Origin of the sequence: Rhizobium sp. JAB6 (assembly GCF_003024605.1) — a bacterium.
GTDB lineage: Bacteria > Pseudomonadota > Alphaproteobacteria > Rhizobiales > Rhizobiaceae > Rhizobium.
The window spans coordinates 33,154-53,069 of the sequence record NZ_PYJQ01000003.1 but is presented as its reverse complement, the minus strand read 5'-3'; the positions used below and the strand labels follow the sequence as shown (position 1 = coordinate 53,069).

The following is a 19,916-nucleotide window of genomic DNA, read 5'->3' as shown; positions in this document are numbered from 1 at the left end:
TCACGCTATGTTCGCAAGATCTGCTGATATCTGCGGATTCTTCCGGGATATCGGGAGTTTAACGATAAAGGAGGTCCCTCTCCCTTTCTGGGTGTCGATCTCGATCGATCCCCCGTGCAAATCGATGATCTTTTTCACCAAATACAGACCAAGACCGGTGCCGGGAATTCCGCTGGAGGTCCGTGCGCGAAAATATCGCTGGAAGATCTTGGGCACGTCTTCTGCGTCGATGCCGACGCCGTGATCCTGCACGACGATTACCACATGATCGCCTTCCTGCCGACCGGCGACGCTGATCTCGGGGTGGCCTGGGGCATATTTGGTCGCGTTGGACAGTAAATTGGAAAAAACCTGCTCAAGCGCAAATTTGTCGGCTTCGATGTGATCGGGCAGGCCTTCAAGATCCATCCTGATGTGATGGTATCTGCTGATCGTACCTTCGCGATGGCAGCAGGATTCAAGCATCGATCTCAGAGCGCATCGATCGTAACGAATTTCGATTGCCCCATTATCCATCCGGCCGGCGGCAAGGATACTTTCCATCAAATTGACAATTCTCACCACGGATGAGCGTATCTGTTCCGCTTTTTCTCGGACAAACTGAGAGGAAATATCTCCCTTTGCCCGCAGCAGGCGTTGTGCGGCTCCATCAATGATGGCCAAAGGCGTGCGAAATTCATGGGATGCGAGCGCAACGAACTGGCGCTGCAGCTCATTGATGTTGCGCTCCTGCTGCAGGAGGCGTTCGAGCTCGCGCGCCTGCTCCTCGACCTCCTTCGTTCTCAAGGCGACCGTCGCTTCGAGCGTCTCCTTGTGCCGTACAAGGATCTCGGCGTTCCGGACGCTCTCGGAGATATCTTCATGGGTGGCAACGTAACGTCCGTCGGCCATCGAGCTATGGGTAATACGAATCACTCGCCCATCCTGAAGGGTGACATTCTGGCTCGCTCTTCCGCCCCTTTGCGCGGCCAATCCGACGACATCAAAATATGTGGCCCTATGAACGGGCCCACTGCCCACGTGCGAACGATAGTCCAGTATGGTTTGGAGCGGCGTGCCGGCGACGGTCAAATCCTCGCGCAAGCCGTACATATTCGCGTAAGCGGCATTGCACAAAATCAACCGCTTATCGGCTGAAAACATGCAAAGCCCATGCGGCATGTTGTCGAGCGCGATATCGAGTAGGCCATCTGTCTGGCCAATAGCCCATTGTTCTACATCCATTATGGCCCAACCTTCCCATCTCCTCAGGTTAAAATAGATTTATAATACTAATTTTGCGTTGCAGACCGCCCGCCGCCACACCGGCGGTAATTCGATCGAGCGAATGTAAAATTGCGATAGTGACTGCAAGGAGACGCTAACAATCTGGTTGTAGAATTGACTGTTCTGTATTGCGAACGAAACATCCTCCTGGCGATTGGAGATGGAACTGCACAAGAACGAGGTTTCGGCCAACAAACTGGATATTGATTTGAAAATCCAGCAAAGCGCATCGACGTCCCTGCCTATAGGAGAGGTGGAGCAGCTCCTTAACGGTCGTACGCGAGACATACGGCTGAAGGGTGAGCTTCTTCGCCTCTTTCAGGAGCGCTCCTGGCCGCGAACCGCCAAGATCATCCGCTCATGGATGGTTTGGGTAACGTTCATAGACCTGCTTACGTTGGGACTGAACGCGATCCTGCTTCCGAGACCGGTCGCACTCTCCATGCTCGCGCCCGCTTTCCTTTTACCTCCGGCGGCTTTGGGTACGGCCTTTTTCTGGAGAAAACCAGGCGTGCCCAGACTTCAGATAGCCATCCTTCTAGCCGGCTTGTTCTTCATCCTCCTCTCCGTGGCGCTGGTCGGCGTAACCGCCGGAGGCGAATTTTACGAGCGGCATTTGAACATCATGTTGTTCGTGGCCATTTCCGCGATCATTATCTTCGCCATCCCGCTGCCGGCGACGGCGATCATTGCCGCGATCGCTCTGGGCCTTTATCTCTTCTTCCAAATCCACAATCCGAGCATCACTGTCGGAAGCGTGGAGGCGGCAACCTTGTTTTTCACTGCCGGCATCATCGCGACGATAGTGTCGCGGCGCACCATGACGATCCTTGCGCAAAAGGCCTTTCTTCTCGAGCTCCGGGACCGAAGTCGCGTAGCGGAACTGGCTGGGGCGAACGCACGCCTCGAGCTCCTGGCAAGAACCGATCCGCTCACCGGCATCGCCAACCGGCGCTGGATGATGGAACTCCTCAATCGCCTTTGGGACGCAGGGGCCGAAACGGGGGGTATTGCCCTATTGATGTGCGACATCGATCATTTCAAGGCCCTGAACGACAGCCTCGGCCATGGCGAGGGCGATCGCTGCCTCGTAAAGGTCGCCGGCATCATTCAGAGCAACTTGAGAGGAAGCCACGATCATGCGGCGCGCTACGGGGGCGAGGAATTCCTGGTCGTCCTTCCCGGCGTTGCAGAAGAGGAAGCAATTGAGGTCGCCAAACAGATCCGAGAAAGCGTGGAGATCGCATCCCTTCCGAATCCCGCTTCACGGGTATCGCCCTATGTCACGGTCAGCATCGGTGTGAGCCACGTAGAAAATATCCAAAATGCCACGCCGGAACAGCTTCAAAGCCAGGCGGATCAGGCACTTTATCGCGCTAAGGAATCGGGCCGAAATCGCGTGGTGCCCTATGGTGTTGATTTGCACTGAGGGGCTGAAAAAATCTCCCTGGGATCTCGATCCTCTTTCACCACGCTATGAAGAAGGCGGATCACCGGCTTCTTGGTCATGCCAAGGAAAGCAGCAAAAATTAAAGGAAGAAAACTCAACCCCGAGATATGCTGTTGTTACCGGCATGCGCAGACAAATATCAATCTCTAGTCTGCGGAGTACGCAGCTTCTGAAGTGGTGGACACGCATCTGCAGCATGGAGAGCGAAAGCATGGACGTCGACAAAGTGATTGCATTGGTTTCCGCAGCGGGGATCGAGCTGACGGATAGACGCCGAACCAAATCGGATGATGGCTGGTCTCTCAGCTTCGCCAACGGCACCGAGCTCACGATCGGTGACGACGGCAAGATCAACGCCTCGGGCAAAGGTGCGGATACGGTACTTGATCTCCTTGACCTGAGGGCAAACGGCACCCCGAAATCAAAGACGCGGCGACCACGCAACGCACGTCCCTTTCACTTTGGCGGATCGTAGCCGTCGGTAAGCGTACGCAGGAAGGCGACCACATCATCGATCTCGGCTGGAGAGAGCGCTCGGGCCTCCCCCCGCTTGCGATCGAAGGGCGGATCCATATTGATGTTAGCCTTGGCTGTCCCCGGCAGATCATCATACTTGTCCACGCTTCCGTCGGGTTTGCGTGGGTACCAATGTTCCGGCCTTGTCTCCCGCTCAACATAAAAGCGTACGGCATCCTGTAGGGAATGAATGCTGCCATTGTGAAAGAAGGTCTTGCGCAGTGCGACGTTGCGCAGGGTCGGCGTGCGGAAGAGCCCGCAATAGTCTTCACGCCCGCTGAAATCGGTCCGCAAAGGACCGCAAAGGCCGAGATCGTAGAATGCCGGATCCTTGTTGGCGGGGATCTCGCGGTTGCGGGGCACACCAATGGCGATCAGACCATAGTCCGTGAATTGCGGCGGCGTACCGTCGTTCCCACGCTGGCTCACATGGCAGGACGCGCAATTGCCTTTGTCCGGTGCATCGAACAATTCAAGGCCTTTTGCCTCCTGAGGCGTGAGCACCGCCTTGCCGGCCAAGACGGCATCATATTTGCTCGAGTAGGGGTAAAAGGTCCGATAGTCCTGCTGGAAAACTTCCAAAGCCTCGAGCACGGTACGAAAGGCAACAGCCGGGTCGGTGGCGGCCCTTGGTCCGGCGATACCTGCGATCGCCTTTCCATAGCCTGCCTCGAGCACATGGCGGCCGACCTCCGCCTCGGTTCTGTTGCCCATCTCGAAGGCGGAAAATAGTGGGATCTTGGCTTGCTCGCGGCCACGGTCGGCCCGGCCGTCCCAGGTGAGGCCACCGGTCGGACCGTTGTCGATACTTTCATCTGCCTCATCCTCGGATTCGAAGAAATGCTCCGTAAAGGGTGGGACGACCTGTAAATATTTGAGCGAGGGAACCGCTCGCAGGCCCGGCTGATGCAGATCGCCGCCACCGAGTTGAACCGAACGATCATTCGCCGGGCCGAAGCCGTGCTCGGGATCGTGGCAGGAGGAACAGGCCATCTTGCCGGAGGCCGAGAGCGATGGATCGAAGAAGAGAGCTTTACCCAGTGCTGTCAGAGCCGATGTCTGTCGTCGCACCTCCGCGCGCGACAGTGCTTCGCCCATGGCGGCCGACGTGATCATCAACAGTATTGCGAGGAACGCGCTAATCCCGAGCCATTGTCCTCGAGGCGGCTTCAAATGCATCGCCATAGTCGCTGCCCCTTACTGCAATGGCTCATCTCATACAGGGATATCGTTAGCCGCGTTTCAAGACCATTTCAATTAGCGCTTGCCTTGGATACCTGCCGGAATATGTTGCCTAATCGAAGTGGAGGCGCATCCACTGAACCCCGTGGAGGATAATCCAAAATGAAGTCGATCACTGCTACCGCCATCTGCGCGTTAAGTCTTTCCGTGGCCGTCTTTGGCCCGGCCGCCGCCGCAAGTTCCGGCGCAAATGCCGGGTCGAACGGGAGGATCGCCGGTGACCTGAAACTCATCGACACAGTCGTGGTGATCTATGCGGAAAACCGCAGTTTCGACAATCTCTATGGCAATTTCCCGGGCGCAAACGGAGTTTCAAAAGCGTCGGCGGCCGCCCGCATCCAGCGCGACCGCGATGGCAAGCCGCTAAAAGAATTGCCGCCGATCTGGGACGGCCTCACCGCCAAGGGCGTGACGCCGCCCGTAACGCAGGCAGAGACCGAGCATCTTCCCAATCGGCCATTTCATGTCGACGATCCCAAAGGGTTCAACCTCGGGCTGGATACGATCACGCACGATCTCTGGCACCGTTACTATCAGAACCAGATGCAGATCGATGGCGGCCGGAACGACAAGTTTGTCGCTTATGCAGATTCAGGTGCACTGCCAATGGGTCTGTGGGATGGCTCAAAAACGCCGATGTGGAAGGTGGCCGAGAAATACGTGCTGGCCGATAACTTCTTCATGGGCGCGTTCGGCGGCTCGTTCTTCAACCATCAATGGCTGATCTGCGCCTGTGCGCCGTATTATCCGAATGCCGACACCAGTGCCGCCAAACCTTCCATCGCGGTCGTCGAGGCGGATGGCGTGACACTGAAGACCGCGCCCAACTCGCCGAAGTCTGCAATCGATGGCATTCCAAAATTTGTCGGCGACGGCAATCTCACGCCCGATTTCTATGCGGTCAACACCATGCAACCCCCTTATCAACCAAGCGGCAATGGGCCAGCGGCAGATGGCGACAAGGCGCTTGCCGATCCGAACAAGCCGACGACGTTGCCGCCGCAGACGGAGCCCACCATCGGCGACTTGCTTAGCCTCAAGCACGTGACCTGGGCCTGGTACGGGGGCGCCTGGCAGGATGTGCTCGACAACGGAAACAAGCAGCCGGCGCCGAATTTCCAGTATCATCATCAGCCGTTCAACTATTATGCGAATTTCGCTCCCGGCACGGCCGCCCGGACCGAACATCTGAGAGATGGAGGTCTGGCGGGTACCGAGTTCATCAAGGCGATCGACGCCGGCACGCTGCCTCAGGTCTCGTTCTATAAACCGCAGGGCAACCTCAATGAACATTCCGGCTATGCCAACATCGAAGCCGGCGACGCCCATCTCGCCGATGTGATCGCGCATCTTGAGAAGAGCCCGCAATGGCCACATATGCTCGTCGTTGTCACCTATGACGAAAACGGCGGCCTTTGGGATCATGTCGCACCGCCCAAGGGTGATCGTTGGGGTCCCGGTTCCCGCATTCCCGCCATCATCGTCTCGCCCTATGCGCGGCATGGCTATGTCGATCACACACCAATGGATACGACCTCGATCCTGCGTTTCATCACTCGCCGTTTCGAGCTGCCGACGCTACATGGCATCACCGTTCGAGACGCAGCCGTCGCTGCCCACAAGCAAAAGCCGCTGGGCGACCTGACCAGTGCACTTGTTCTGAAGGACAAGTAGGGACTGGCACCTGCATGGCCAAACGTTGCGACGGGGCTCCAGGCGTCGAAAAACTGCTTCGCCTGGGGCTGGCGATCGGCCAGCATTGCTTGTAAGAACCCGCGTCTTGGCGCTCGGCGAGAGATCGGAAGCGGAGATACGAGATTGGCCCGGCTGGAAGGCTCGTTCTCGAAGCCGGGATTTTCGCGATCACGGCGGTGAGTCTCAATCACCTCGGTTCGCCAATGCGGGCGATCGCGCTGTTCCTCGTCGCCGCAGCCAATCGGATTGTCCTTGCGCTTATTCCATGATCGACCCCGAATAAAATCTAACTGGCGTTGTCGGCAGATCAGGCTTTCATTTTGCCAAGCTTTATGACGGTAGGATGCTTCAGACGGCGCCAGCTTCGATAAAGCCGAATGTCCCACGCCAGAACATGGAGTGGGAAAACCGCGAGGGTAAGAATCGCCGGGTAGCCGAAAGCCCTGCGGCCAGCGTGAAACGCGCTACTTCCATTCCCCATCCAGCCCTGCGCTGGATGAGGATTTCACGAGGGTTTCACTTCGGCGTAACATCAAAGCCGAACCACTTCTGCGACAGCTTAGCGATTGTGCCGTCCGCCTTGGCTGCGGCGATCGCATCGTTGAACATCGCCTTCAGCTCCGGGTCGCTCTTGCGCAGACCGACGGAACTGCCCCGGCCGAGCATGCCGCCCTGGAAGCGTGGGCCGGCGACGATCATGTCCTCATTGCCCGGTTTTGCCGCCGCGGTCGAAAGATAAGCCATGGAGGCCATGATGAGGTCGACGCGGCCGGCCTTTAGATCGAGATCATGCTGCTCGGTCGTCTTGTATTCGCGGATATCGGCGACGCCCTTCAGGTATTTATCGAGGAAGGTCGCAGCGATCGATGCTGTCTGCACGCCGATCGTCTTGCCCTTGAGCATGGGTTCAAGCTCCTTCACCGCCTTGGCAGCGCCGGCTTCATCCGTTGCGAGCGAGAAGACTTCGCCCTTCAAAGGCAGATTGGCGAGCGGGGAGTCCTTCAATGTCGCAAAAGTCTGTCCCGTCGTGCCGTAGGAATCGCTGAAGGCAATGACTTCTTCGCGCTTGGCAGTCGCTGACATGCCGGAAATGATAGCATCGAACTTGCCGGCATTCAGCGCCGGGATCATGCCGTCAAAAGGCTGGATCACCGTCGTGCATTCGACCTTCATGTGAGCGCAGAAATATTTGATCAGCTCGATTTCGTAGCCGTCGAGGCTACCATCGGCCTTGGTGAAATTCCACGGACGGAATGCTCCCTCCGTCGCGATCGTCACATGTGTCCATTTCTTCTCCTCGGCGCGCACAGCTGTCGAAACGGCCAAGGTGGCGATCATCATGAACGCCGTCAAAATTGCAGTCATGTATTTCATGCTCTCGTTCCCCTCTTGATTGAGCGTGATGCGTCATTGGCTGATGAACTGGCGGAAGCGTTCCGATTGCGAGTTCGAAAAGACGTCCTGGGGCTTGCCGTCTTCCTCGACGACGCCCTTGTGCAGGAAGACGACGCGGCTGGAGACGTCGCGCGCAAATCCCATTTCATGCGTGACGATCAGCATGGTGCGTCCTTCCTCGGCAAGCGAACGCATGACGCGCAGCACTTCGCCGACAAGCTCGGGGTCGAGCGCGGACGTCGGCTCGTCGAAAAGCATAACCTTCGGGTGCATGGCGAGCGCGCGCGCAATGGCGGCCCGCTGCTGCTGGCCTCCGGACAGGTGGACAGGATAGAAATTGCGCTTATCGGCAATGCCGACCTTGGCGAGCAGGGCCTCGGCCTCGTCTATGCATTCGGCGCGGGAGCGCCGCTGCACGTGGATCGGCGCCTCGATAAGGTTTTCGAGGATCGTCTTGTGAGACCAGAGGTTGAAGCTCTGGAACACCATTCCGAGCTGCGAACGCATCCGGTCGACCTGCTTTCCATCCGCCGCCCGGTGCGCGCCTCGTGCATTGCGCTGCATGCGGATCGTTTCGCCGGCGACGGTTACCTCGCCGGAATCCGGTGTTTCCAGCAGATTGATGCAGCGCAGGAACGTCGATTTTCCCGATCCGGACGAGCCGAGAATGGAGACGACGTCGCCTTCGAGCGCATCGAGGGAGATGCCCTTGAGGACCTCGACGGGCCCGAAGCTCTTGTGCATGTCGCGCACGCTCAGTGCGATGGGCGCAGCCGTCATTGTGGTTCTCCTGCGGGCGTCGTGATCGCGGCACTCTCACGGGTGACGGGAAGAGGAGCGCGCAAATGCGGGCTCAGCCTGTATTCGGCAAATTGAATGAGGCGCGTGAGCACGAAATTGATGGCGAGGTAAATGGCTCCGGAGACCACGAAAACCTCGATTGCCCTATAGGTCTCCGAGATGATCTTAGCGGCGACGCCCGTCACCTCCATCAGCGTGATGATCGAGGCAAGCGACGTCGCTTTCACCATCGATATCATTTCGTTGCCATAGCCGGGCAAGGCCTGGCGGATCGCCAGCGGCAATATGATCCGCCGAAACACGAGAAAGCGATGCATGCCGCAAGCGCGAGCAGCCTCGATCTGACCATGCGGTACCGAGAGCAGGCCGCCGCGAATGATTTCACTGGCATAGGCCGCGGTATTCAAGGTCAGCGCCAGAACCGCGCACCAATAGGGATCGCGGAGAAACGGCCAAACGATGCTATGCCGTATGGCGGGAAACTGACCAAGGCCGTAATAGATGAGGAATATCTGCACCAAAAGAGGCGTGCCGCGGAAGACAAAGACATAAAGGCGCGCGAACCAATCCAGCACGACGATGCCGGAAAGCCGGGCAAGCGCCAGCAGTAACGCCAGAATGGCCCCGAGGCAGATCGACGTCAGGGCTAGCTCGATCGTCAGTGGAATTGCGGCGATCAGGCTCAAAAACGTCTCTTCAAGAAACTGCCAGTCCATCAGCGCCTCCTCACGCCGCGCGACAGACGCCGCTCGGCTTGCTGGAGAACGAGGCTCGAAAGCGTCGAAATCATCAGATAGATCGCGCCGGCGATCAGGTAGAAATCGAATGGAAGCCCGGTCGATCCCGCGCCGACCTGAGCCTGACGCAGGAGTTCGGCAACGCCGGTGATCGACACCAGCGCCGACTCCTTCAAGACGACCTGCCAGACATTGCCGAGACCGGGAAGCGCATGACGCAGGGTCAGCGGCGCGATGATCCGCCGCAGGCGAAGCCAGCGTGACATGCCGCACGCGATGGCAGCCTCGATCTCCCCTGGGTGAACTGCCTTGAACCCGCCTCGCAGCACCTCGGTAAACTGGGCACCTGATGTGACCCCCACCGCGAGGGAGCCGGCCAGAAAGCCCGGAAAGCCGAGGAAACCTTCCGCGCCGAAAAGCTTGCCGACCGCCGTGACCACGGCACTGCCACCGAAATAGAAGAGATAGATGACCAGCAGATCGGGGATGCCGCGCAGCACCGTCGTATAGGCATCGGCCGTAGCGCGAGCAAAGCCGTTGCCGGCAATCTTGGCCCATGCCCCGAGCGTTCCGATAGAGGCCCCGACGGCATAGCCGGCGATGGCAACCAGAATGGTCATCCACGCTCCGGCAAGAAGGGCATGTCCCCAGCCCTCCGGCCCAAAGCCAGCAAGCTCGAATAAACTTGGCTGGTTCATGATGGAGCCCCGGGAGAGCGGACTTTTGCGGCAAGTGCCATTGTCTAGCCTCAGCTATAGGTGACGCGGTGAAAGAACGCTCAATTGGCGTCGAAGGTCGGCGTCAGATCGATCTTGCTCCACTTTTCCGAGAGTTGCTTGATCGTGCCATCCTTGGCGGCCTGCCTGATGGCATCATCGAATTTGGCCTTCAGATCGGTTTCGCCCTTGCGCATGCCGAGCGCGACTTCGGTTGCCAGCATCGCGCCCTTCACCAGCGGACCCGACATCATCAGATCATCGTTGCCAGGCTTGCCGAGCACGGAGGTTTCATAAACGCCGCTGTCGAAACCCGCATCGATGCGCCCGGCCTTCAGATCGAGGTCACGTTCTCCGGAATTCTTGTAGGCGCGCACGGTGACATCGGATCCGAAATAGGCTTTGATCAACTGCTCCTGGCTGGTCGATTGGACCACGCCGACGGTCTTCCCTTTCAACGCCTTGCCGATTTCTGCCATCACAGGATCGGCCTTAGCCTTGTCGTTCAGATTCAGTCGCTCGCCGGTCATCGGCAGGGGAGAGACCGGGCCATCCTTCAGAAGCAGGAAGCTTGCGACGCCGCTCGCATAGGGCACTGTGAAATCAACCACCTGCTTGCGCTTCTCGTTGATGCCGAGCGTCATCACGAGATCGAACTTGCCGGCATTCAGGCTCGGGATCATCGCGTTCCATTCGCCGGCAATCAGTTCGCAATCGACCTTGGCGCGCTTGCAGAGGTCGTTGATGAGATCGACATCGAAGCCGGCAAGCTTGCCGCTGGAATCCATGAAGTTCCAGGGTGGGAAGGCACCTTCAATGCCGACTTTGACATGCGTCCAGTCCTTGGCGCCGGCGGCAAGGGGGGCCAGGAAGGCAATGGCGCCGAACACGGCAGCAAACAGATTTCTATTCTTCATTCTCAGTTCCCTCTTTTCGGCCTCGAAGTGCCGTTTGTTTAATTGGAGATATGGCTGCGTCAGTCCTCCAGGGCGGCGCGCAATGCCGTATTGGCTTGCCTCAGCGCGTGGGCGACGCGATTTCTCACCTGACGGGCATGGACGGCGTAGAAAGCGGTCTCTGACGATGTCACCGGCAGCGTGGCCAGCGCCCGAAGCCCCTCCAGCGACGGCCAGGCCGGGTGCGGCAGGGCGGAATCATGATGGAAGCGTTCGCCGCTCGTATAGTTCAGCGGCACGAGATGGCGGCTGGCGCGCATGAGCGAGGCATTGATGCGAGCTACCTTGGCGGCAGACAGGTCCTTCGCCCCCACTATGGCTTTCGCGTTGATGCGTAACTCGTCGATTGCGTTTGCAAGAACCGAAATGTCGATACGCCCCGCGAGCTCCGTCTGCAGCTGGGCGACCTGTTTGCCGAGGGCATCCGCATAAATAGTATAGTCCAATGGCAGGATCGGCGAGGTCAGCAGGCGCCAAAGTATCTCCAGCACGATCTGTGTATCCCGGCGGAGATTGGCGGGATCGATATGTTCCGCGGTGTCATGCGGCGTGTGCCACCACCAACCGAGCGCCGTCAGCATTTTGACAGGTCCAGGCGGCTGATGACTGAGGCTTCCGAACATGGAGGGGATGCCGACACCCCAGAAGGATTGATCCGCTGCTCTGCCGTGACGTCTGCCGGCATGCCTTTGCCCGGTCAGCCGCTGGATTACCTCGGCCGCCAAAGGCTTCAACTCATCGATGACGCCGGAATTGGTGAGGATAGTCGCCCCCTCGCCCCCGGTGGAATCGACGTTGACGTGCGCCACGCAACGACGATCGAGGTCATCAAAATATTCATCGGCATACCAAGCCGAACCGGAGTAGCGTCCGTGCGAATGGCCGGACCAGAAGCAGATACGCAGGCCGCGTTGCCACTCACTTGCCTGAAGGGCAAGCAAGCGGGCCGCCTCCAGCATGGTCGCATTGGCGCCGCCATTGTCCATGACACCGAAGTGCCAGGTGTCATGATGGCCTGAAAACAGCACGAATGGCTCATCCTCACTCGCCGGCTGAAGCTCGGCGACAAGAAGCGGTGTCTTGCGCCACCCGGTGTCGACCTCTGCCGTAAGCGTTGCGCGCACTTTTTCACCCCGGGCAAGCCGTTCGCGCAGGCGCATGCCGTCTTCGCTGGCAATGGTGCAGATGACCGTCTTCGGAAGTTTGGTCCGCGTATGCTGCGACGGGCTGCCCCAGACCGGCGACACGCACATTTCGTAGAGATGCTCGTTCGGACTCACATGAAGCGCGCCGAGAGCGCCGGCCGCGCTCGCAATTGCGGCGACTTCCTCGGTGGCAATTCCGTCGACCAGAACGATCTTGCCGGCCACATCCTTGCCGACGAAATCGGCTTCCGTCCCTTCGCCGACATAGGCGAGGTCGCCGCTTGTACCTCCTGACCCGCTCGAAACCGACATCGAATGAGTAATGCAACGAAGACTTTCGCCTTCGATCTCAACCTTGGCCGCACCGGGCAGGCTGATAAAGGCATCATGCGACAGCAGCTGTGTGCGATACCCGTAGCTGTTCATCTGCGCCTGAAGATAATGGAAGCTCTCCAGTTCCTCCGGCGTTCCCGACAATTTCACCCGGCGGGCGAACTCGCGGAGGTGCGCCATCAGATGTTCACGATCTGGCTGCAGGGCCAAGTCAGGCATGGGCCTTCTCCGGCAGCGGCGGCTCGACGTCATCCGGGATCGGGTTGACGAAAGGCATTCCTTCAAGGCGAGCCTTGTGATCGGCCTTGGCGGCCTCGATCAAGCCGGGATTGCGGATGAGATCGGCGGCCGTACTGGCCATTACCTTGGCGGCATGCTCGGTTCCCTTGTGAGCAGCCGGCAGCTTGCCTTGAGCGACCAGTTGCCAGGAATGACCGGGCGTGCCGATGGCATAGGTTGCCCCGCGCATCTGCACGGTCGGCACTACCCAGCTCACTGTTCCGACATCGGTGGAGCCGACCAGCGTGCCATCGCCGGCGTTCAGCGGGAAAACCTCCTCGCAAAGCGGTTGGTCCTTCTTCGGTTTCAGTGCGAACCGACCATAGGAGGCTGCGATATCCTCTGCATTGAAGGTCTGCTGGAACTTGCGGGCCATCTCCCGGTCCGCATCATCGAACTGCGGAGGACCGAGCCGCTGCAAATGGGAGAACATGCATTCTTCGAGCGGCGTGTTGCCGACGAGATTGGCATCGCCGCTGATGATCTCACTGCGAACGGTCGTCTCGGTCATCAGGGCCGCACCTTCCGCGACCTTTTTGACGCGGGCGACTAGGGACAGGAGCTCCGGCAAGGTTCTCGCGCGGACGAGATAACGCACCGTGGCACGCGCCTGCACGACGTTCGGCGCCGCGCCACCGGCATCGGTGATGGCATAGTGAATGCGCGCGGTCGAAGGCATGTGTTCGCGCATGTAGTTGACGCCGACATTCATCAACTCCACCGCATCGAGAGCGCTGCGGCCAAGATGCGGTGTGGCGGAGGCATGCGAGGCGCGGCCTGAGAAATGGAAGTTGATTTCATTGCAGGCAAGCGAGATCGGAGTGTTGACGCCGGCGAAGGCTGCCGGATGCCAGGAGATCGCGATATCCACATCGTCGAAAATACCGGCGCGGACCATGAAACCTTTCGACGAGCCACCTTCCTCGGCGGGGCAACCGTAATAGCGCACCCGCCCTGTCAAGCCGTTCTCCGCAAGAAAATCCTTGACGGCGGCGGCAGCGAGCATCGACCCGGCACCGAGCATGTTATGACCGCAGCCGTGACCATTGCCGCCGTCGACCAGGGGCCGCTCCTCGGCAATGCCCGCCTCCTGACTCAGCCCCGGCAGGGCATCGAACTCGCCAAGGATCGCGATGACCGGACCGCCCTCGCCTGCTTCTCCCATGACTGCCGTCGGCAAACCGGCAATGCCGCGCTTGACGCGAAAACCTTCATTTTCCAGCAGGCGGGCATGCTCTTCGGCAGATTGATACTCCAGGTAATTCGTCTCCGGAATGTCCCAGATCCGGTCGCTCAACTCGAAAAACGCCGTGCGTTTTCTCTCGACAATTTCCCAAACGGCATCCGAGTTTTGCATGGATTTACAACACGCCTCATATAATGGTAATCAAATTGGCGCCAATTTATGATCCAATTGACATCACCGCGCAAGAGATAAGCGTGAATATTTTTTCAGCACCGATATCGCGCTCGTTGTGAGCCAAAGGAGAGCTATGATAGTCATCGCCGAAACCCGGAGGCTGGAGAGAACTGCATGAATTCGCTGGAAGCCGAAGCGACAGCGCAAGAGCCGCAAACGCCCGACGTGACCGAGCTTATCCTGCAGGATATTCTTGCCGGTCGCCTCCCACCCGGAACCTGGCTGAAGCAGATCGATCTCGAACGGCGGTATAATTGTACGCGGCCTGAAGTTCGACGGGCTCTCGACAGACTGGTGCAGAAGCGCCTGGTGGAGCATATTCCCAATCGTGGCTATCACGTCCATGAGCAGGACGGGCGCCGCGCTCAAGAGGTAAGCGACATTCGCGTCATTCTTGAAGTCGCCGTCAGCGACCGTATCATTGCGAATGCGAGCACGGCAGATATCGCGAAGTTGCGAACTCTTGCTCTACGCTTCGATGATTTGGTGCTGAACGGCACCATGCTTGAACTTTACGAAGCCAACCTCGCCTTTCACCGCCATTTGCTTGCCCTTGCCGGCAATCAGGAACTCGTGGAACTGATCACGGAAATTCGGCAGCGAACGTCCTCCGCGCCGGTATCGCAATGGCGGACACGCGCCCGCATTGAGCAATCCGGTCGTGAACATCAGCAAATGGTGGACGCGATAGAAAGGCGAGACGTAAGCCACCTCATGGAACTGACGCGCAAGCACATTCTTCAGGCTTGACCGTTTATGAATTGTCCGCGTGGATTGGTTGCTCCTGAGGGGAACGGTCGCCAATCATTTCCTTCTCTTCTTCGGGAGAGAAGGACCGGAAATATCCGCGCCAAACAAGACTCCAAACACGCTATCTCCGCTCGAGACGGCTCGCCGATCTACAACTGTAGCTGCCCTGGAAAGAGCCAGAGATCAGAGCCAGTTCAACGAGAGACAGATGGTGCAGGCAATCGTAAACCACGCAACAACAATCGCTGCAAACAGGATGAACTCGATCCTCATATTTCCATGAGGTTCCTTGAAATCCAGAACAATGCCCCTGGATCGGCGGAGCTTACTTTTTTCGCGGCTCGGCCCACCGTGGCTCGTATTCTTCCAAGCAAACCAGACCTCTTGAAGTTTCCAAGTGCAAGCCGGCATCGGTTGGATGATGATCGGTTCCTTCTGAAGGATGGAGCTAGCAGTGACCATGCGCGTCACTGACAAGCCCGCCCAGATGTGCATTTGAGAGCGCCGCGCATTCGGTCTTCAAGACGGAAAGTAGAGCCTCTTGTGCCGCCTTTATCAGGAACACGGCCTGCGGTGTATCGAGATCGCTGGCGATCTGATCGGCATACTGCATCATTTTAACAAGCGCCAAGATCTCGCAATGACGCTCATGACCTTCACAATCCATCACTCTTAAAACCCCACCAAAATGATCCGAAGGCGAGATTGGCATATTCCGATCGACGAAGTGCGTTGCAAAAGCGTTGCACACGCAATGCATGTGTCAATCAGCCTCCGATATACGGTAAAGTTGTGGGTAGAGTTTGCGCCACAGCGGAGTTGCATTGAAGGACCAGACCATCACGGGTGCCGGTGATGGTCTCTCTGCCATTGCACGCATCAGCTCCATAGCATCCTGGCGCTTCTGGTCAGTCCACGCAGTGGCGACGAGAGCCCTCACCTGCCCTGTGTCTATGCTGCTGGTTTCGGCAATACGCCTCCAGGTCCGGTCCTTGAAAAATAGACGCCGGGCTGCTTGGGAGAGCCGCAGAGCCTCTCCTCCATCGATGACGCCTTGGTCAATTGCGGCCTCGATCGTCGCATCAACATTGACCAGCGGGACTGACAAAGGCGGATAAGCTAGCTCCGCTGGGCCATGAAGGAGGGCGACATCCGCATCCTCCATGCGGCGTCCGGAAGCATAATCGTCGAAGATCCTGCCAACGCCGACCATGCCGTAAGCCTGGCATTCTACCGCGCGGAGCGCTCCCATGCTGGCCGCGCCAAACACCGCAACACCTTTGGATAGGGCAAAGAGCAGTTCCTTGTGCCAGACCGGCGCGACGAACTCAAACTGGCCGTCGATAAGGCCGATGGCAGTCGCACCATGCTCAAGAGCTCTGACGACGTCGCCCTGACACGCGGGCGGCCGTATGACCATCGTGTCGTCTGCGAAAGCGTCGGCATCGGGCAGGCTCGGGCCGACAAAGATCACTTTCATAAGAGGCTCGCCGAGAATGCGCGACTGCCAAAGCGAATTCGGCGATTCCCATCCGGATGTTCGAGTTGCGGCGCGAAAACCTTCGCGACCGATGCCGGCAGCCATTCAGGTGCCAGCTCGATTGCATAAAGCTGGTCGATACCGCGTCCCGACAGAGCCCCGACAAGATGATCGAGCGCGTCTTGCGCAGACCCAGCGGCGGTCGGCGGTAGTTCGTCGAGGCTCGTCATATATCGAGCGCGGAACGACTGCAGGTGGGCTGGATCGGCGCGACGGGAGAACAGCTCGGGAATAAGATCATCCCTTGCGCCGGCAATGAATGTCATCCGAGATTGTACAGCCTCCGAGACTGCTCGCGCGACGGCGACATTCGGGGACAAGGATGCGCCTGCCCCCATGGTCAAGTCGACATATCTCAGCAACCTGTCATCACCTTTCGGCCGCAGCAAGGCAACGACGGAGGCAACGGCTAGATCGCTCGTCACATCGAAAAGGGCGAGATCGAAATCGGCAGAGAAGATCTTCTCCAGCATCGCGCCAATATGGTTATCTTCGATACTGGATGGATCTATCCGGCGCGCATATCGGCGCGCCGGGCGGACAACGCTCCAGAGGACGCAGGCATCCCGCTCCAGCCTCTCCAGCAACCCGTGCAGGACCGCCTCGTGCCAAGTGTTGCCTGACGCCAATCCGTCCGATGATATCCAAAAGCGCGGGCTGATCTGGGTTCGGTCAAGATGAATGGCATCGAAAGGCAGGAATATTGAGGCATTCTTCACCAAATCGCGGGCTTGGGACCATCTGATCTCTTCGATAGCCTCTATCGGCTGAGCACCGACAGCCAGCAGGCCATTTAAACAATCCGTTGCATGGCCACATGAGGTAAGATCGTCTCGACTTGCCATCAGCGTTGAACAGTAAGGCTGAGTGGCCACCGAACGCTCGACGGCTTCCATCACCGCGGATGTTTTCGCGGAAATGTCGTCCAGACCTTTACCCTGGGCAATAACGATCGCCCGGGAATTCGGGGCATAAGCACACCAAACGGGAATACCTATTCGATCGAGCTCGGTCTGGCGTCCGACACGGGTTATGCCAAGTCGCCCCAGATGAGGCGAAACCCTTGAAAGAGTTTCCGCCGGAGGGCACGCTCTAAAGCTGTTTGACACCGATTAACGAGCACCTAGCCTTCAAGGAGGCCGGACGCCATGCTCTCAGCTGATATCAACGCTACAGCAAAATCGATATTTTTCTGCACTCTGATCCCTTTCGCGCGCCAGGATTCTGCCGTCGCCAACTCGCCCGTCAAGGGTTGCATGTACCGAACGACGGTCCCCTGTTGGAGATCTGCCAGCCAAAGCCCGTCTTCACCATCAATGCCGATCAAAACTGCGCCCGCCAAAATCTCATCCTTTCAAAAACCGGCCTTCAACAGGCCTTCCCTGTAACGCTCTGTCTGCCATTTCTCTTTGAGCGGGACCATGGCAAGCCACGCATCGAGATCGAAATTTGGGTTATCGCGCAAGGTGCGCAGTCGATACGTCTTCGCCTTGGCAAGGTTACCCAACATTGCCCAACTTGCAGCCGCGAGCCTGCTTGCCGGTCTTGGATCTCTCATCATGTCCAGATAGGTTAGTCCTTGTGTATATTCCCCAAGGAGATAGCTGGCTCCTGCTGCGGTCCAATAATAGTAGTCCGGCGCAAGCGGATTGAGATCAAGGGCGGTGACAACCTTCTCCAATGCCGCTTTCGGATTAGCACCATGGGTGAGACTGTCGGCATGACTACAAATGACGTCCGCGTAGTGCGGGCTAAGCTGCTCGGCATTCGACAAAGCCTCGAGGCTACCGTCGATATTTCCGCGATAGAGCCGAGCAACCCCAATTTCCTTGAATCCTCCGGCAAACCGACTGTCGTCGCGGATTGCATCCGCCGCCATTTTTTCCGCCTGATTCAACAGGTCGCTATCGCCTCGGGCGGTCAGAACCCATTCCATCGTTAGGGTTCTGGCGATACCCGCAAGTGCCGCCGCAAAGTGCCGCTCGTGTTCGAGAGCTTCCCTGAAATGCTTGCGTGCACGGCGGACATTCTGAAGGCCCAGACGGGACAGGCATTGCACGCCTTCAAGGTAGGCAAAATAGGCCTGAGGCTTGCAGCTGAAATCGGAAACAATGCCGTGGAAAGCACCAACACGCTCGATGATGGAGTTCTGGATCGCAGTGGCAATCGCGTTGCGATGCTCCGTTATGGCGGCGTTATCCAGCTTTACGCGCGTTGCCCAGATAATTTCATCGCGCGGCATGAAAATCAGCTGAGCGAAAAGGCTGTCGCCCGTCCTCTTCGTATCCAGCGCGTAGACCACATTATGTTGCCTTAGAAGGCTGGACTTATTGTTTGAGGAGCGGATCTGCTCGGCCGTATAGGGAGCAACCACGGATACGCTTCGGTCGACACAAAGGCTGATCGTGAGGTCTTCGATGACCGCATTGGCAACCGAGCCGGCTCGCTCTGATTCCTCCAGCGTCTCGGGAGGAAGCAGAGCGATACGCGGCACTCCGCCGTCTCCGGAGAGCGGAATCGTGTCTTCAGCCGGATGGCTTGAATTCGGATCCTTGGTTTCGCCAATCACCTGAATGTAAGAGGTGATTTTCTCGCCAAGCGCGCTCCGGACTTCATCATCGGAGTGATCCCGGTCCAGCAGAAGCATGGCTGCGCGCTTCAATTCACCGCGATATTGAGGTGACGAGGGTTCATTCAGTATCTTGAAGAATTCAGTTCGCAGCTCTCCTGCGAGCCGTGCGCGGACGTCGCGCACCCAGATGGCCACAGCTGTAGAGCCGCTGCCGTAAACGGGTAGAAAATTCTTGGCAACCGCATCGCTAAGAGCGCCAAGCTTGGCGACGCCGGACGTATTTTCGATAGTATCCAGATCGCAACGCAGCGCATCGAAGTTCAACGCGATGTTCGCAGCAACGCCGCCGATCAGCGGCTTGGGAGATTTAGACGTCGCAGTCGCCAAACGCAGCAGGGTCGATCTCAAGTTGACGCCCGCTGCCTGAAGATTGCTGGACCAGAGAAATGCTGCCAACTCTTTGCGTGGTATCGATCGCCGGCAATCATAGAGGTAGGCAAGCGTGACCAGCGCCTGTTTTGGCACGTTCACACGATCGCCCTTCTCATCGTAAAGGGCGCAGCTGCCGAAAGTCGTTAAATGAAATGTCATTTTACCAGATCAGCGCTCACTGCGGGGTTCACTTGATTGCACAAAGGCGAGGATCTTTGCCCGCAACCGCTTGTCAACGATCCACGATAAGGCTGTTCTCAGAACGGCCTTATGATGCTTCGCAAATCGAAAACCGGCTAACGCCTCCCTGGAAGGAAGGGCCTCACCCGATTCGCTTTCGAAGAAAAACATGATTGGGGCATCGAGAATTTCTGCAATATGCAGAAGGCGACTGGCGCTGATTTTTTCAAAGCCGCATTCGTATTTCTCAAGCTCCTGAGGCCTTATATGAAGCTTCTCGGCCAGTACATCCGGCGTAATTGACAATTGGTCCCGGCGCAGCCGGATGCGCAATCCAAGTTCGACATCGATTGCGTCCGGTGTTTTGCCCATAAGACACCATCAGAAGAAAAACTGCCGTCATGTTCGCAGGTTTCCCTCGAATTCACAATCTTCCAGCAAGGCATTCAAGATCAATTTACACAGCGTGAATTGCTTCCAAGCCGCTATAT

At 57.9% G+C, this 19,916-nt stretch carries 19 protein-coding genes; 4 read left to right on the top strand and 15 right to left on the bottom strand.

Annotated features, from left to right (window positions below; genetic code table 11):
• Nucleotides 1-1,224 carry an ATP-binding protein gene (locus C7U61_RS04785; protein ID WP_106997019.1) on the bottom strand — a complete coding sequence of 408 codons (1,224 nt, stop codon included), beginning with the start codon at nt 1,222-1,224 and terminating at the stop codon, nt 1-3.
• A gap of 202 nt (nt 1,225-1,426) precedes the next feature.
• Between C7U61_RS04785 and C7U61_RS04780 the strand changes: the two genes are divergently transcribed.
• Both C7U61_RS04780 and C7U61_RS04775 read left to right on the top strand, forming a co-directional pair.
• Nucleotides 1,427-2,695 carry a GGDEF domain-containing protein gene (locus C7U61_RS04780; protein WP_106997018.1) on the top strand — a complete coding sequence of 423 codons (1,269 nt, stop codon included), beginning with the start codon at nt 1,427-1,429 and terminating at the stop codon, nt 2,693-2,695.
• Nucleotides 2,696-2,927: 232 nt separating this feature from the next.
• Nucleotides 2,928-3,191: a hypothetical protein gene (locus C7U61_RS04775; protein ID WP_181315790.1), complete on the top strand. Its 264-nt coding sequence runs from the start codon at nt 2,928-2,930 to the stop codon at nt 3,189-3,191.
• Here C7U61_RS04775 and C7U61_RS04770 read toward each other — a convergent pair.
• The gene (locus tag C7U61_RS04770; protein WP_245410743.1) at nt 3,173-4,330 is read right to left on the bottom strand and encodes a cytochrome c peroxidase; all 1,158 of its coding nucleotides are present in this window, start codon (nt 4,328-4,330) and stop codon (nt 3,173-3,175) included. The genes C7U61_RS04775 and C7U61_RS04770 overlap by 19 nt on opposite strands.
• A gap of 246 nt (nt 4,331-4,576) precedes the next feature.
• Between C7U61_RS04770 and C7U61_RS04765 the strand changes: the two genes are divergently transcribed.
• The gene (locus C7U61_RS04765) at nt 4,577-6,148 is read left to right on the top strand and encodes an acid phosphatase (RefSeq protein ID WP_106997016.1); all 1,572 of its coding nucleotides are present in this window, start codon (nt 4,577-4,579) and stop codon (nt 6,146-6,148) included.
• Between the two features lie 537 nt (nt 6,149-6,685).
• Here the strand turns inward: C7U61_RS04765 and C7U61_RS04755 are convergent.
• The 7 genes from C7U61_RS04755 to C7U61_RS04725 form a co-directional block, all read right to left on the bottom strand.
• Nucleotides 6,686-7,543 carry a transporter substrate-binding domain-containing protein gene (locus C7U61_RS04755; protein WP_106997014.1) on the bottom strand — a complete coding sequence of 286 codons (858 nt, stop codon included), beginning with the start codon at nt 7,541-7,543 and terminating at the stop codon, nt 6,686-6,688.
• Nucleotides 7,544-7,576: 33 nt separating this feature from the next.
• On the bottom strand, nt 7,577-8,344 hold the full coding sequence (locus C7U61_RS04750; protein ID WP_106997013.1) for an ATP-binding cassette domain-containing protein: 768 nt from the start codon (nt 8,342-8,344) through the stop codon (nt 7,577-7,579).
• Nucleotides 8,341-9,081: an ABC transporter permease gene (locus tag C7U61_RS04745; RefSeq protein WP_106997012.1), complete on the bottom strand. Its 741-nt coding sequence runs from the start codon at nt 9,079-9,081 to the stop codon at nt 8,341-8,343. Before C7U61_RS04745 ends, C7U61_RS04750 begins: the two co-directional genes overlap by 4 nt.
• Entirely contained in the window at nt 9,081-9,800 is a 720-nt protein-coding gene (locus C7U61_RS04740) for an ABC transporter permease subunit (RefSeq protein WP_106997011.1), read from the bottom strand. Before C7U61_RS04740 ends, C7U61_RS04745 begins: the two co-directional genes overlap by 1 nt.
• Nucleotides 9,801-9,880: 80 nt before the next feature.
• Entirely contained in the window at nt 9,881-10,735 is an 855-nt protein-coding gene (locus tag C7U61_RS04735; protein ID WP_106997010.1) for a transporter substrate-binding domain-containing protein, read from the bottom strand.
• A gap of 59 nt (nt 10,736-10,794) precedes the next feature.
• Nucleotides 10,795-12,471 (bottom strand): M28 family peptidase, encoded by a 1,677-nt coding sequence (locus tag C7U61_RS04730; RefSeq protein WP_106997009.1) that lies wholly within the window; start codon nt 12,469-12,471, stop codon nt 10,795-10,797.
• Entirely contained in the window at nt 12,464-13,888 is a 1,425-nt protein-coding gene (locus C7U61_RS04725) for a M20 family metallopeptidase (RefSeq protein ID WP_106997008.1), read from the bottom strand. Before C7U61_RS04725 ends, C7U61_RS04730 begins: the two co-directional genes overlap by 8 nt.
• A gap of 177 nt (nt 13,889-14,065) precedes the next feature.
• Here C7U61_RS04725 and C7U61_RS04720 point away from each other — a divergent pair, with 177 nt between their 5' ends.
• Nucleotides 14,066-14,701 (top strand): GntR family transcriptional regulator, encoded by a 636-nt coding sequence (locus tag C7U61_RS04720; RefSeq protein ID WP_106997007.1) that lies wholly within the window; start codon nt 14,066-14,068, stop codon nt 14,699-14,701.
• Nucleotides 14,702-15,149: 448 nt separating this feature from the next.
• On the opposite strand, the gene C7U61_RS04710 is transcribed toward C7U61_RS04720, so the two are convergent.
• The 6 genes from C7U61_RS04710 to C7U61_RS04685 are packed head-to-tail and all read right to left on the bottom strand — an operon-like array spanning nt 15,150 to nt 19,797.
• Complete coding sequence (locus tag C7U61_RS04710) at nt 15,150-15,413, bottom strand: hypothetical protein (protein WP_245410741.1); 264 nt, start codon at nt 15,411-15,413, stop codon at nt 15,150-15,152.
• Between the two features lie 51 nt (nt 15,414-15,464).
• Nucleotides 15,465-16,181, bottom strand: a complete 717-nt coding sequence (locus tag C7U61_RS04705; protein WP_106997005.1) for a TfuA-like protein — start codon at nt 16,179-16,181, stop codon at nt 15,465-15,467.
• Nucleotides 16,178-17,350 (bottom strand): YcaO-like family protein, encoded by a 1,173-nt coding sequence (locus tag C7U61_RS04700; protein WP_106997004.1) that lies wholly within the window; start codon nt 17,348-17,350, stop codon nt 16,178-16,180. Before C7U61_RS04700 ends, C7U61_RS04705 begins: the two co-directional genes overlap by 4 nt.
• A gap of 14 nt (nt 17,351-17,364) precedes the next feature.
• Nucleotides 17,365-17,583, bottom strand: a complete 219-nt coding sequence (locus C7U61_RS19595; RefSeq protein ID WP_106997003.1) for a hypothetical protein — start codon at nt 17,581-17,583, stop codon at nt 17,365-17,367.
• A gap of 12 nt (nt 17,584-17,595) precedes the next feature.
• Nucleotides 17,596-19,404, bottom strand: coding sequence for a hypothetical protein (locus tag C7U61_RS04690; protein WP_106997002.1), 1,809 nt, complete (start codon nt 19,402-19,404; stop codon nt 17,596-17,598).
• A 9-nt stretch (nt 19,405-19,413) separates the two neighbouring features.
• Nucleotides 19,414-19,797 carry a helix-turn-helix transcriptional regulator gene (locus C7U61_RS04685; protein WP_106997001.1) on the bottom strand — a complete coding sequence of 128 codons (384 nt, stop codon included), beginning with the start codon at nt 19,795-19,797 and terminating at the stop codon, nt 19,414-19,416.
• Nucleotides 19,798-19,916 lie beyond the last annotated feature (119 nt).